The sequence below is a fragment of the Jutongia sp. SJQ-6 genome (genome assembly GCF_054161275.1).
This window is the reverse complement of record NZ_CP195314.1, coordinates 1,410,400-1,424,335: the sequence shown is the minus strand read 5'-3', so window position 1 is coordinate 1,424,335 and position 13,936 is coordinate 1,410,400. Positions and strand designations below refer to the sequence as shown.

Here is a 13,936-nt window from a genome sequence, read left to right as displayed (position 1 = left end):
TTTGTATATCTTGGTGTGTCAATATATAGGTTTTATAATTGCAATAGTATTCTGTATGGCTTAGGAAAGCATACGTATACCGTTTGATTCAATCTTAATCCTGCCGGCTTTTTGGAGATGGCCAATGGCTCGCTTAAATGCATTTTTGCTCATATGAAATTCACGCTTGATGACTTCAGGATCACTTTTGTCGTGATAAGGAAGGAATCCGCCTGCCGTTTCCAGACAATCGTAGATCACTTCCGCATCTTCATTCATTTGCTCAGGAATCTTTTTACGGACACTTAACGTCAGTCTGCCATCTTCTAACACCTGTGCAACGCGTGCATATACCGGTTGATTGATGCGGTAGGTCTCAAAGACTTCTTTGTGTGGTAACAGAGCAGAGTACATATCATCTACGGCGATAAACACGCCAAAATTCTCGCTGATCTCATAGACGCGTCCAAATACTTCGTCGTCTTTTTGATAAGAAGAATCGCTGCGCAGTGATTCATAAACTTTCATAGAAGCACAGAGACGGTCGCTTTTATCAATATAAAGGGTGACTAATACGGCATCGCCCTCTTTGACCGGATACAATTGCTCCTTAAAAGGAAGAAACAGATCTTTACTCAGTCCCCATTCCAAAAAAGCACCGATCGGAGTTACTTCTTTTACATAGAGTCTTGCAACACCGCCTAAGGTAATATCCGGCTCTAAGGTTGTTGCAATTGGTCTGTCTTCGGAATCTTTATACACAAATACATTTAGTACATCTTTAAGCTGTGTGCCTTGTGGTACATGGGCTTTTGGAAGAAGGATCTTGTCCTGCTCAGCTCCTGTCGGGGTATTGAGAAACACACCAAAGTCGGTCTGCTTGACAACGATCAATTCTTGAAATTTTCCAAGTTCTATTTTACTGGTCATAATTATCCTCCATGAATTTAATACTTTCAGTATACTGTTATCTGCAAAAAAATGCTAGTACAATTCATTAAATAGTGTTACCATGTAAAAAATGATAATTGGAGGTTTTTATTATGGCAAATGTAATTAGTACAGATAAGGCACCTGCGGCAATTGGACCGTATTCTCAGGCAATCGAGGTCAATGGTATGATCTACACATCCGGCATGATCCCGATCGATCCGTCAACAGGGGAGTTAGTTACCGGTAGTGTGGAAGCACAGGCAGAGCAGGCAATATCTAATTTGGAAGCACTGTTAGCAGCATCCGGTTCTTCTATAGAGAAGGCTGTTAAGACGGTTGTGTTTATCAGCAACATGGATGACTTTGGAAAGATCAATGAAGTATATGCGAAACATTTCAAAGAGCCATATCCGGCACGATCCTGTGTTCAGGTTGCCAGACTGCCAAAGGACGTAGCAATCGAGATCGAGGCTGTTGCCGTTAAAAACTAAGACAATTGCTGCAGTATGCAAAGTTTTTTTGTGATTTCTTATTTTGTTAAGTCTCTGATGAATACATGCCTGAAGGTATGTCTGAGATGTCCCGGTTTAGCAAGGTATCATCCATTTTTGGACGGGACGCTTTCGCTACGATGCGCTACGTTACGTTACTTAATGTCTCTGAAATACGAGACATAAGTAACGACGAGTGCAAAGTCCCTTTCAAAAATGATGAATACCTTGCTTCCGGGACTTCGAGTTCCCGAAAGGCATGTAAATCAATCATCAGAGACAACAAAATTTAGAAATCACAGTAAAAACTAATTGCAACAAGGCAATTGCTATAGTTTCTTGATGGCAGATTTCACTGTATGGTGGCTGCAAAATATGATAAAAACATCGACATAATAAGCAATATGTGGTTGTGGGAGATTTGGGGTATGGGAAGTTTGCGTTAAGAATATGACCGGGATGTCTGTGTAAAGTGTTTTTCGGATTTATGGAAAATGGGAGAAATATGAATGTGGACTATAAGAGTAGAATGCAAATTGTAACAAAATGTAACAATTTGGGATGAGTGAAAAAGCCATCTTATCAGTGGAAGATACTGGAAATACGTGTAAATTCCATTCGTATTCTGTTGTAGAACTATTGACAAGATGAATTTAGGTTGTTATAATGACAACTGTTATGTAATAAATTTGTAATAATTATTACATGAATAAGTGCTTGAAGAAACTTAGAATAGATTACAAAGGATTGTTTACAGTTTGGAGGCTTTTATGATTAAGACACATTGGGTCAAGACAGCCGCGGTTTGTGGAACGGCACTGACACTTGCATTAGCGGCAGGTTCAGTAAGAGTAGATACGAATGCTGCAACCATGTGTAAAGAGACAGAGATGGCAGGACTTTCTCTTTCTTTGGACAAGCATTATGCAGACGTTTATAATGAAGAGGAACAGGAAGAAAATATTGATGCAACTGAGGCGCCGGCAGCGACTGCGTCACCTGTAGCAACACAGGCAGCTGTGACACCTGCAGCGACAACAGCACCAACGGCAACGCCGGTACCGACACCACATGTTACAAAACAGTTTGTCGATACAGCGATCTCCATTGCAGATGATTATGTGAATGTTCGTAAGAAACCGAATACAGATTCCAAGATCCTTGGAAAGCTGTATGAAGGATGCGCAGCAAAGGTACTGTCTAATAAGAATGGCTGGGCTAAGATTGAGTCCGGTAAGGTGACAGGTTACATTAAGAGTGAATATTTGGCAACAGGTATTAAAGCACAGAAGCTTGCTGCTAAGTATGGTAAATATTATGCGAAGGTAAAACCGGGAACCGTTACATTAAATGTTCGTACGAAGCCAAATACTTCTTCTACGATCATGACACAGATCCCGGAAGATGAAAATTATGAAGTTGTCAAGATCGGTAAGGATTGGGTTAAGATCTCTATCGATGGTGAGGATGGTTTCGTAGCGAGAGAGTTTGTTTGTCTTCATGCGAACTTCAAGAAAGCAGTATCCATTGCAGAAGAGAAGGCTGAGGCAAGAAGAAAAGCAAGAGCAGAGAAGGCAGAGCAGGAGCGTTTGGCAGCATTGGCAGCAGAGCGTGCGCGTCAGCAGTCTGCAAGCAGTTCTTCCAGTTCATCTTCAAGCTCTTCCGGCAGCTCATCTTCTAGCAATAGAAGCAGTTCATCTAGCAATAGAAGCAGTTCATCTAGCAGAAAGAGCAGCAGTTCTGTAACAAGAAGAAGTTCTTCCAGCAGAAAGAGCAGTTCATCTAGCAGAAAGAGCAGCTCCTCCAGCAAGAAGAGCAGTTCATCTAAGAGCTATAGTTCATATACGGGAAGCGGCAATGGTTCAGAAGTTGCAAGCTATGCACAGAACTTTGTTGGTAACCCATATGTATATGGTGGATCCAGTTTGACTAGAGGAACTGATTGTTCCGGATTTACAATGAGTGTTTATGCACAGTTTGGATATAGTCTTCCACATAGTGCAGCAGCACAGTCAGGATGTGGTTCTAAGGTAAGCCTGTCGAACGTACAGCCGGGAGATTTGATCTTCTATCGTAACGGTAGTCGTATCGGTCATGTGGCAATGTATATCGGTGGTGGACGTGTAGTACACGCCAGCAACCCAAGTGATGGTATTAAGATTTCCAATATGTACTACAGAAAGCCTTGCGGCGCTCGTAGAATTATTGGTTGATCATTAGGTATAATGACGTTGAAGAAGAGGAGTACGTTTTCGGAGTTCACAGAGAGAATGGTTCATTGGCTGAAAGACCATTTGAATAGAACGAAAGCAGAAGGTAGCTTCGGAGTCATGTCTCTGAACAGATAGTAAGAGACATCGGTTCATCTCGTTATCGATGCAAGAGGTAATGTGATTTTTACATTGCGATCAAAGGTGGTACCGCGTATAATCGCCCTTTGCACTATGTGCAGAGGGCGTTTTTTACTTTATAGGAAACCTCTCGTTTCCTATAAAGCAATAAACGCTCCGCGAGGATGCAAGTGTTGTATGTTAAGAGAAAGGAAAAAGATTATGGCAAAAGAGTTGGAAAAAAATTACAATCCTGCGGATATTGAGCAGAGAACGTATGACAAGTGGATTGCAAAGAAGTATTTTCATGCGGAGGTAGATCGTGACAAGAAACCATTCACGATCGTTATGCCACCTCCAAATATCACAGGACAGCTTCATATGGGACATGCCCTGGATAATACACTGCAGGATATTTTGATCCGTTTCAAGAGAATGCAGGGATATGAGGCTCTTTGGGTACCGGGTACCGATCATGCTTCGATCGCTACAGAGGCAAAAGTTGTAGAAAAGCTGCGTGCCGAGGGAATCAGCAAAGAAGATATTGGAAGAGAAAAGTTTCTGGAGCATGTTTGGGACTGGAAGAAGCAGTACGGTGGCCGCATTGTAGAACAGCTCAAGAAGATCGGCTCTTCCTGTGATTGGGATAGAGAACGCTTTACGATGGATGAGGGATGCTCTAAGGCAGTAAAAGAAGTGTTTGTAAAGTTATATAACAAAGACTTGATCTACCGTGGAGAGCGTATCATAAACTGGTGTCCAAAATGTCTGACTTCTATTTCTGATGCAGAGGTTGAGTATGAGGATCAGGCAGGTCATTTTTGGCATTTGCGTTATAAGACAACGGACGGAACCGGTTATATTGACTTGGCGACAACGCGTCCGGAGACATTACTTGGTGATACGGCAGTAGCAGTTAATCCAAATGATGATCGTTACAAAGATATGGTGGGTAAGACTTTGGATCTTCCAATTGTACATCGTCAGATCCCAATTATCGCAGATGATTATGTTGATATGGAATTTGGTACAGGTGTTGTAAAGATTACACCGGCACATGACCCGAACGACTTTGAGGTAGGACTTCGTCATAATCTGGAGGTGATCAATGTACTGACAGATGATGCCAAGATTGTAGAAGATTATCCGAAATATGCTGGCATGGACCGCTATGAGGCAAGAAAAGCGATCGTTGCTGACTTGGAGGCAGAAGGTGCTCTTCTGAAAGTAGAAGACCATGAGCACAATGTAGGTACCTGCTATCGTTGTCATACAACTGTAGAACCACGAGTATCAAAGCAGTGGTTTGTTGCTATGAAAGACCTGGCAAAGCCGGCGATTGATGCAGTGAAGAATGGAGATACAAAGTTTGTACCAACACATTTTGAAAAGACTTATTTTCATTGGTTAGAGAATATTCGTGACTGGTGTATTTCCCGTCAGCTTTGGTGGGGACATCAGATTCCGGCATTTTACTGCGATGATTGTGGTGAAATGGTTGTTACGAAAGAAGATACCTGCAACTGTCCAAAATGCGGCAAGCCAATGAGACAGGATCCGGACACGCTGGATACTTGGTTCTCCTCCGCACTGTGGCCTTTCAGTACACTGGGATGGCCGGATAACACTGAAGAGATGGATTATTTCTATCCGACAAGCACTCTGGTAACCGGTTATGATATCATTCCGTTTTGGGTTATGCGTATGATGTTCTCCGGTTTGGAGCATACCGGAAAGGTGCCGTTTGATACAGTATTGATCCACGGACTGGTAAGAGACAGTCAGGGGCGTAAGATGAGTAAATCTCTTGGCAATGGTATTGATCCTTTGGAGGTCATTGATAAGTATGGTGCAGATGCGCTTCGTTTTACTTTGGTAACCAACAATGCACCGGGTAATGATATGCGTTTCTACTGGGAGCGTGTAGAGGCAAGCCGTAACTTTGCCAATAAAGTATGGAATGCTTCTCGTTTCATCATGATGCACTTAGGCGATAATGTGATCACAGAGCCGGCAAAAGAGGATCTGGAAGTGATCGACCGTTGGATCTTGTCTGCAGCAAATCATGTGGCAGCAGATGTCACAGAGAACATGGAGAAATATGAGTTAGGTGTGGCAGTACAGAAGATTTATGACTTTGTATGGACAGAGTTCTGTGACTGGTACATCGAGCTTGTTAAGCCAAGATTATTTGCTAAGGATGAAAATCCTGCTTCTGCAAATGCAGCTTTCTGGACATTAAAGACAGTATTGATCCAGTCCTTGAAACTGCTGCACCCATATATGCCGTTTATCACAGAGGAGATCTTCTGCACATTGCAGTCAGAGGAAGAATCCATCATGATCTCCAACTGGCCGGTTTACCGCAAGGAGTGGGAAGATGAGCAGTCTGAAGCAAAGGCGGAACTCATGAAAAATCTGATCCGTGGTATCCGAAATATCCGCACGGAAATGAATGTAGCACCTTCCCGTAAGGCAGTTGTATATCTCGTAGCAGATGACGAGGCGACAGGAGCAGCTTTGGAAGAGCTGATCCCGGCATATCAGCATATGATCTCTGCATCAGAGGTTCATGTACAGGCAGACAAGACTGGTATTGAGGATAATGCAGTATCTGTTGTGATCGATAAGGCAACTGCGTATATGCCTCTTGCTGATCTGGTTGACTTTGCCAAGGAAAAAGAGCGCCTCACCAAAGAAAAGAAGAAGTTGGAGGGCGAGTTGAAGCGTGTCAATGGAATGCTTGGAAATGAGAAATTTATGAGTAAGGCACCGGAGGCAAAGGTTGCGGAAGAACGCGCAAAACTTGAAAAATACACAGCTATGATGGCGAAAGTGGAAGAGGAATTAAAAGCCTTAGAAAAGTAAGAGAAAATTCATCGTTCCCTTTCTTGTAATATAAGAATCCTTATGCTAAAATCAAAAGAGGAGGCAGTATACACATAAGTGCGTACAGCGTCCTCTTTACAAAATGATAAAATGCTTATATAGCAGCCTGTAACACGACAGGTCGTAGTAGAGTAAGGCATATCTTGTAGGGGGAAGGGGGCGTTTGACTGTGACAGATTTTCAGACAGAGAACAATCAGGAATCAATTCAGATCATGGTTGCAGAGGATCAGCTTTCCGCGAGTGTGTGGATTCAACAAGGCGAGAGTCACTACACGGCAGCATTGTTGAAAAATCGGCTCAGTGAGGCAGGCGTCACCAGTGGACTGCAGGAGGAGACAATTCAGCAGCTGGCAAACGGATTGCTGTATGATCAATGGGTTGTTGTTGCGAAGGGAACGCCTTCCGTGAATGGAGAAGATGGCTGGTATGAGTATGCCTTTCATCGGGAAACGGATCACAAACCCAAAATATTGGAAGACGGTTCGGTGGATTACAGCCAGTATGGCAATATCCCTTCCGTAGAAGAAGGAGATGTGATTGCCGTCTATCATCCGGCGACGGAGGCGAAGGATGGTATGGATGTACATGGTAATATTCTGGTCGCCCGCAAGGGAAAGAATCTTGCCAGATTATTCGGAAAAGGTTTTGCGTGTGCTGAAGATGGATGTACCTATATCGCTAATCGCAGCGGTAAGATCGTGGAGACCATGGATAAGATCTTTATCGATCAGGAGTTTGTGGTCGAGGGTGATCTAACCAATTCCACAGGCAGTATTTGTTTCCGAGGAGATATTCGCATCCGTGGAAATGTAGGATCCGGAGTATCGGTTGTTTCGGAGAAAGGATCCATCTTGGTTGATGGATTTGTGGAAGGAGCAGATTTGCAGGCAAACCGTGATATTACCTTGAAGAATGGTATGCAGGGGAATGGAAAGGGATTTATCCGGGCAAAAGGAAATGTCAACGCGAAGTTTTTTGAGCAGTGTACGATCTGTGCGGACGGATGTGTCAATGCGAATGCGATCATGAACTGTCAGATCGAGGCAGGAGAAGATGTGGTCGTGTCCGGTAGATTTGGCAGCATCATAGGTGGTCATATCAGCGCCCAAAGGCAGATCAAGGCAACCAATATCGGAAATGTAGCTGAAGTGGAAAATCAGGTTGAAGCAGGTGTTGCGGAAAATCTTGTGACGAAGATGAATCTGCTGACGGAGTCCAAGAAAAAAGCATTGGATGAATGGGAGCGGATCGCGCAGGGGATTGAACGCATAGATACTCTGATGGAGCAGACGAAAAATGCTGCTTTGATGGAGAAGAAGCGTGTCTTAATGCGTGGTAAAATAGAAAAAGATGCAGAAATTAGTGAACTAGAGAAAAAGATACAGGCGACTGTCCTGGCAATGGAAAAGGCAAATGTGGCGAAGGTTACAGTTGACCGTTATGTGCATCCGGGAACCTGCATTTCCGTCAATGGAATGAAAACACAGGTACAAGAGCTGGAGCAGCATGTAGAATATGCCCGCAGAGGCAATGGGATCATCGTATATCATATCGATGAAGCATAGCGGGGCGTCAATGCCGGGATGACGAAAGAATTAAGAAAACATCGTAAGACATAGGCATGAGAGCAGTTTTCATGCGATGTCGAAGTTTGCGTAGAAATAGCATTGCAGTAGAGCAGGAGGTAGAGTATGATTGATTTTGAGGCAGAATTAGCAAAGTTTCAGCCGAGTCTCGATGTGGAGCAGGCAGAAGATGCAATTTATGGAAATAATACAACGGATGTTACGGATTTGCTGCAGACGATCCTAAAAGGTAAGATGGAAGGTAACAAAGCTCCGGAGGAGTGGGTGGAAGAACGATGAATTGTCCAAGATGTAATGTGGCGGTAGCCTTTACGAAAAATCGATGTGATAATTGCGGACAGGAGCTTCGAAGTTATCGCAAAACCGTAAGCCTGTCTAACAGTTTTTATAATTTGGCATTAAGCCAGGCGAAAGTGCGGGACTTATCCGGTGCGATCGTTTCCTTGAAACAGAGTCTTCAGTTCAATAAATTAAATACCAGTGCTAGAAATCTGCTGGGTTTGATCTACTATGAGGAAGGCGAGATCGTAGCTGCGCTGAGTGAATGGGTTCTTAGCAAACATTATCAGGACAAAGATAATGATGCGGAAGAGTACATTCGTGAAGTTCAGTCTAATCCGAACAAGTTGGATACGTACAATCAGACGATCAAGAAGTACAACACAGCATTGCAGGCGGCAAAGCATGGGGATGACGATATGGCGATCATCCAGCTCAAAAAGGTTGTCAATCTCAACCCGAATTTTATACGTGCAAGCCAGCTTTTGGCATTGCTTTATATGAAGACCGAGCGTCGGGATAACCGTGCGAGAGCGTATCGTTTGATGCGTGCTGCACATAAGATTGATGTGACGAATACGACAACGATCCGCTATCTGAAAGAACTCTCAGATATGAAGAATAAGTCTTCGGATCCTGTAGTGAAAGCGGTAGAAAAAGAACAGGAAAATGCGAAGAAAGCTTCAAAACTGCCAAGTGTGGAGATGGATGCGTACAAGACGATCACACCATACAAAGAAGAGCGGCCATCCGTTATGCCATTTGTTAATATTATCATTGGTGTGATCATCGGTCTGGCTGTGATGTATTTTTTGGTGATCCCGCATATGCGTGCCACGCTGGCAAGTAATGCAAACAAAAACTTCAAGCAGTACAGTGAAAATCAGGCGGCAAGTGACAGCGATCTGTCCACACTAAAAGATCAAAACAAATCTTTACAGTCTCAGGTTGAGGAACTGCAGAACAAGATCAAGGATCTTCAGGGCGGGGATCCTACACAGGTATCTGGTGTTCAGGAAGTGTATGATGCGTTAATTGGCGCATACGATGACTATCAGAAAAACAAAAAGGCTGATGCTGCGGATAAATTGGTGAAGATCAATGCAGACAGACTGACTTCGGACGTTGCAAAATCTTGCTATGATAAGATCAAAAAGGCAACCTATGCGACTGCGACAAAGAAGTATTTTGAAGAGGGACGTGATGCCTATAATGGCACCGGTTCGTATTCGAAGAGAGATTATGACAAGTCCATTAAGTTGTTAGAGAAGTCATTATCTTTTGATGAAAATAACACAGATGCCATTTATTTCTTGGGCCGCTGTTATCAGCAGAAATCAGATGTCGAGAAGGCAAAGAGTTATTACAACAAGATTGTAGATAACTATCCGGATTCCAAGCGTGTCAGCGAAGCGAAGAGACGTTTGCGGGAACTTGGCGAATAAATTACCAACTGGATAAAATGATAGGTTTCCCTGTCAGAGTATACGAAGGAAAGAATACTCTGGCAGGGATTTTTTCCTTTATAGGAAACTTGTCGTTTCCTATAAAGAAAAAAACGCTCCGCGAGGATGCGATCACCGCACAGAGGAAGATTGCATACGCAATTGTGCGGTGACGCGCAAAGTGGGCAAGCCCACTTTGTTCCGTTTAAAAATAAGGGAAGGAAGGCGATTAATAATGGAACAAGTACATTATGAGCTGCAAGGACAAAGTTTGATCGTATATGTTACCAAGGAATTAGATCATCATGCGGTGATCGATCTGCGGGCGACCTCGGACAAGCTGATCCAGGCAGGAAATGTGAAACATATTATTTTTGATTTTTCAGATGTTGATTTTATGGATAGCTCAGGGATTGGATTGATCATGGGAAGGCATAAAAAGGTTATGTTTCTGGGAGGTAAGACAGCTGTGACAGGTGTTGGCAAGAATATTGACCGGATCTTTCGAATGTCCGGTTTGTATCAGATCGTAGAGAAGTATGTCACACCGCAGGAGGCGGTGGAAAATCTGTGAGAGGGCAAAAGTTGTTATGCAGCAGGAACGGAAGCGTCAGACAGGAGGATCAATTATAGTAAGGTGAATGAAAAAGAGAGGTAACAAATTGATAGGGGTAGTCAGTAATTAGAAGGTATAGAGTGCAGGACAGGAGGAAGATAAGGCATGAAACGGGAAATGACATTAACAATCGATAGCGATTCGGCAAATGAAGCTTTTGCGCGGACAGTAGTGGCAGCGTATGTGACGAGGCTGGATCCAACGTTAGAAGAACTGGCAGATATTAAAACAGCAGTATCGGAGGCGGTAACCAACAGCATTATTCATGGTTATGGTGGAAGAGAGGGAGAGATTACGATCGTCTGCAGGATCTGCGGCAAACAGATAGAAGTTACTGTGCGCGATGAAGGCATTGGTATCGAAGATATTCCAAAGGCGATGGAACCTTTGTATACGACGAAACCGGAATGGGAACGGTCCGGAATGGGCTTTGCTTTTATGGAAGCATTCATGGATGAGCTGCAAGTGATCTCAAAATTGGGGGAGGGGACAACCATTATTATGAGTAAAGAAATTGGAAAGGCGCAGGCAGAGGAATGAATCGCAATATGGACACGTTAGAACTGCTGAAAAAGGCACGTAGTGGAGATCGTGTTGCGAGGAACCAATTAGTAGAACAAAATGTCGGTCTGGTTTGGAATATTGTGAAAAGATTTCATGGCAGAGGATATGAAGCGGATGATATTTTTCAGATCGGCTGCATTGGACTGATCAAAGCAATTGATCACTTTGATCTTAGTTACGATGTGAAATTTTCAACGTACGCAGTGCCAATGATCACCGGGCAGATCAAGCGTTTTTTGCGGGATGATGGCATGATCAAAGTAAGCCGCACTCTTAAGGAAAATGGCTGGAAGATCCATCAGGCAGGAGAACGGCTGCATCATGAGTTAGGACGTAGTGCAACGGTAGATGAGATCGCTGCGGCAACAGAACTTGAGCGTGAAGAAATCGTTATGGCATTGGAAGCCAATCGCGAAGTCGGAACGATAGATCGGATGCTTTATCAGGAAAGTGGCAAAGAAATGCAGTTGATCGATCAGGTCGTACAGATGCCTGGAAATCGTATTGGCAGTCTCGTGAGTGGACAGGATATGACAGGAGTTCTTAATGACAGCGAGAAAGAACGAGTGCTTGATCATATGTTAGTAAAACAGTTATTGGAAAGCTTGGAAGAGCGGGAACGCCGATTGATCGAATATCGCTATTTTGATGATATGACGCAAAGTCAGGTTGCAGAAAAGCTACACATTAGTCAGGTACAGGTAAGCCGCTTAGAGAAAAAAATATTATTAAAACTGCGTGGAGAATCCGGACTTGCATAAAGCAAATACATATCGGTGTTGTTTTGCAAACACGTGCATAAAACGTGAGGAAGCGGGCAAGATAATAGTATTACAACGCACACTTTGCACATTTAAGCTCACTGCATGACTGCATAATATTATTATCAGTGTAAGATGTTTCATGGGCTCAAACTTCGCACATCCGAAACTGCCGGCGGGTCACATATTGCTTATTAAATCAAGGGATACTAAGTATTTTACAGCCGCAACATAGCGATTTCTGCCGGCAGAGAACTGTAGTAATCCTGTGGATAATGAAATGTTTGGAAAGTGTGCAGAAATGAGGTTGATTTGAAAGATAATACGATTTATATGAAATTAGATCAGAGTGTGCAGGTTGTGAACAAAAAGGTAACGATCGGTGATATTGCACAGATTCAATGCAGTGATTATGCAGTAACCAAGCAGATCAATAAGATCATAGCATTGCAGGTAAAAGGCGACAAAAACCAAAAGAAAGTCATTTCGTCACTTAAGCTGATCGAACTGATCCGCAGGGAAATTCGAGAAGCACAAATTATTCTGGTAGGTGAGACGGATGTTGTGGTTGAGTATCATATTCCCAAACAGGAAAATAAAGCGTTGGAATATTTAAAGTTGTTAGTATTGACATGCATTGTCTTTTTTGGATCAGCTTTTACGATTATGACATTTGATACTGATGTTAGTGTTGGAGATCTGTTTAATCAGATCTATCTGCTGGTCATGGGACATGAAAAAAAAGGAGCATCTGCGTTAGAACTGTTTTATAGCATTGGAATTCCAATTGGGATCTTAGGTTTTTATAATCATTTTAGCGCTTCAAAAGTGAAAGAGGATCCGACGCCAATTCATATTGAAATGCGCAATTATGAAGAGGAGATGAATAAGGCGATCGTTGCGGATGCATCCAGGGAGGGAAGTGAGATCCAGTGACAATAGTATTAGCTTTTATTGGGTTGGCAGCAGGATTAGCTGTTGCCAGTGGAGTCTTTGCGCTGATCACCATTCTGGGAGTAATACCACGGATGACAGACCGCTTTGGGTTAGCCTCACGGACATATCCGATGGAAACGGTAATCATGCTTGGCGGGACAGCAGGAAATCTGTTGTTAATATATGAGCCGCATATTCCGTTTGGCGTTGTATTTTTGGCGGTCATAGGATTGTTTTCCGGGGTATATATCGGCTGCTTGTCCATGGCATTGGCAGAGGTGCTAAAGGTTATTCCGATACTATGTACCCGTACGAAATTGCAGCATGGTATTGCCATCATCATTACCGCAATGGCGATAGGCAAATGCTTAGGAACACTATACCAAATGTGTTTATAAAGGGCATTCGCAAAATGTTATATACCAAAACTTCCCATACCTCAAATCCTCCACAACCACATATTGCTTATTATGTCGGTAATAAATAAACTATTTTGCAGCCAATATATTTAATTATTCTGTCATCAGAGAACTAAGATAATTGCCGCAGAACGCAAAGTTTTTACGTGATTTCTTATTTTGTTAAGTCTCTGATGAATACATGCCCGAAGGATTGTCTGAGATGTCCCGGTTTAGCAAGGTATCATCCATTTTTGGACGGGACGCTCTCGCTACGATGCGTTACGTCACGTTACTTAATGTCTCTGAAATACGAGACATAAGTAACGACGAGCGCAAAGTCCCTTTCAAAAATGATGAATACCTTGCTTCCGGGACTTCGAGTTCTCCGAAGGGCATGTAAATCATCCATCAGAGACAACAAAATTTAGAAATTACTGTAAAAACGAAATGCGGCAAGGCAATTACTATAGTTCTCTTATGGCAGAAATCGCTCTTTGGCGGCTGCAAAATGTTATATAGTCATTGACATAATAAGCAATATGTGGTTTTGCAATAACTTCGAGTATGGGAAGTTTTAGGTATGTATATTTTCCGGCATAATAAAGCAATATGTGGATATGTAGTTGTTGGTGGTGTGGAAAATTTGATGGGAAATTTTGATTGGAAGGAGAGGAAAAAATGGAACAGAAAAAAGCTGCAAATCCTTCGATTGAGGAGGTATTGG

Annotated in this window: 12 protein-coding genes and 1 other annotated feature; of the genes, 11 read left to right on the top strand and 1 reads right to left on the bottom strand. The window is 42.9% G+C overall.

Annotated features, from left to right (window positions below; genetic code table 11):
* Positions 1-60 precede the first annotated feature (60 nt).
* Positions 61-909, bottom strand: a complete 849-nt coding sequence (locus tag ACSAJE_RS06570) for a CvfB family protein (protein WP_022024209.1) — start codon at positions 907-909, stop codon at positions 61-63.
* A gap of 113 nt (positions 910-1,022) precedes the next feature.
* On the opposite strand from ACSAJE_RS06570, the gene ACSAJE_RS06565 reads away from it, so the two are divergent.
* The 11 genes from ACSAJE_RS06565 to ACSAJE_RS06515 all read left to right on the top strand — a co-directional run bounded on the left by ACSAJE_RS06565 (position 1,023) and on the right by ACSAJE_RS06515 (position 13,209).
* A complete protein-coding gene (locus ACSAJE_RS06565; protein WP_022024208.1) occupies positions 1,023-1,403 on the top strand; it encodes a RidA family protein in 381 nt (126 codons plus the stop codon).
* 770 nt (positions 1,404-2,173) lie between these two features.
* A complete protein-coding gene (locus tag ACSAJE_RS06560; RefSeq protein ID WP_458009998.1) occupies positions 2,174-3,616 on the top strand; it encodes a C40 family peptidase in 1,443 nt (480 codons plus the stop codon).
* A 9-nt stretch (positions 3,617-3,625) separates the two neighbouring features.
* Positions 3,626-3,844: a binding site (T-box leader), on the top strand.
* A 111-nt stretch (positions 3,845-3,955) separates the two neighbouring features.
* Positions 3,956-6,601, top strand: coding sequence for a valine--tRNA ligase (locus ACSAJE_RS06555; RefSeq protein ID WP_118689941.1), 2,646 nt, complete (start codon positions 3,956-3,958; stop codon positions 6,599-6,601).
* A 190-nt stretch (positions 6,602-6,791) separates the two neighbouring features.
* A complete protein-coding gene (locus ACSAJE_RS06550; protein ID WP_458009997.1) occupies positions 6,792-8,189 on the top strand; it encodes a DUF342 domain-containing protein in 1,398 nt (465 codons plus the stop codon).
* Between the two features lie 126 nt (positions 8,190-8,315).
* Positions 8,316-8,489 carry a hypothetical protein gene (locus ACSAJE_RS06545; RefSeq protein ID WP_022024613.1) on the top strand — a complete coding sequence of 58 codons (174 nt, stop codon included), beginning with the start codon at positions 8,316-8,318 and terminating at the stop codon, positions 8,487-8,489.
* Positions 8,486-9,934 (top strand): tetratricopeptide repeat protein, encoded by a 1,449-nt coding sequence (locus ACSAJE_RS06540; RefSeq protein ID WP_458009996.1) that lies wholly within the window; start codon positions 8,486-8,488, stop codon positions 9,932-9,934. The genes ACSAJE_RS06545 and ACSAJE_RS06540 overlap by 4 nt, the downstream gene beginning before the upstream one ends.
* Before the next feature lie 235 nt (positions 9,935-10,169).
* Positions 10,170-10,508, top strand: coding sequence for an STAS domain-containing protein (locus ACSAJE_RS06535; protein ID WP_022024615.1), 339 nt, complete (start codon positions 10,170-10,172; stop codon positions 10,506-10,508).
* 147 nt (positions 10,509-10,655) lie between these two features.
* Complete coding sequence (gene spoIIAB / locus ACSAJE_RS06530; RefSeq protein ID WP_022024616.1) at positions 10,656-11,090, top strand: anti-sigma F factor; 435 nt, start codon at positions 10,656-10,658, stop codon at positions 11,088-11,090.
* Positions 11,087-11,875 (top strand): SigB/SigF/SigG family RNA polymerase sigma factor, encoded by a 789-nt coding sequence (locus tag ACSAJE_RS06525; RefSeq protein WP_347474508.1) that lies wholly within the window; start codon positions 11,087-11,089, stop codon positions 11,873-11,875. Before spoIIAB ends, ACSAJE_RS06525 begins: the two co-directional genes overlap by 4 nt.
* 312 nt (positions 11,876-12,187) lie before the next feature.
* Complete coding sequence (locus ACSAJE_RS06520; protein ID WP_458009995.1) at positions 12,188-12,811, top strand: stage V sporulation protein AA; 624 nt, start codon at positions 12,188-12,190, stop codon at positions 12,809-12,811.
* Complete coding sequence (locus ACSAJE_RS06515; RefSeq protein ID WP_022024619.1) at positions 12,808-13,209, top strand: stage V sporulation protein AB; 402 nt, start codon at positions 12,808-12,810, stop codon at positions 13,207-13,209. Before ACSAJE_RS06520 ends, ACSAJE_RS06515 begins: the two co-directional genes overlap by 4 nt.
* Positions 13,210-13,936 lie beyond the last annotated feature (727 nt).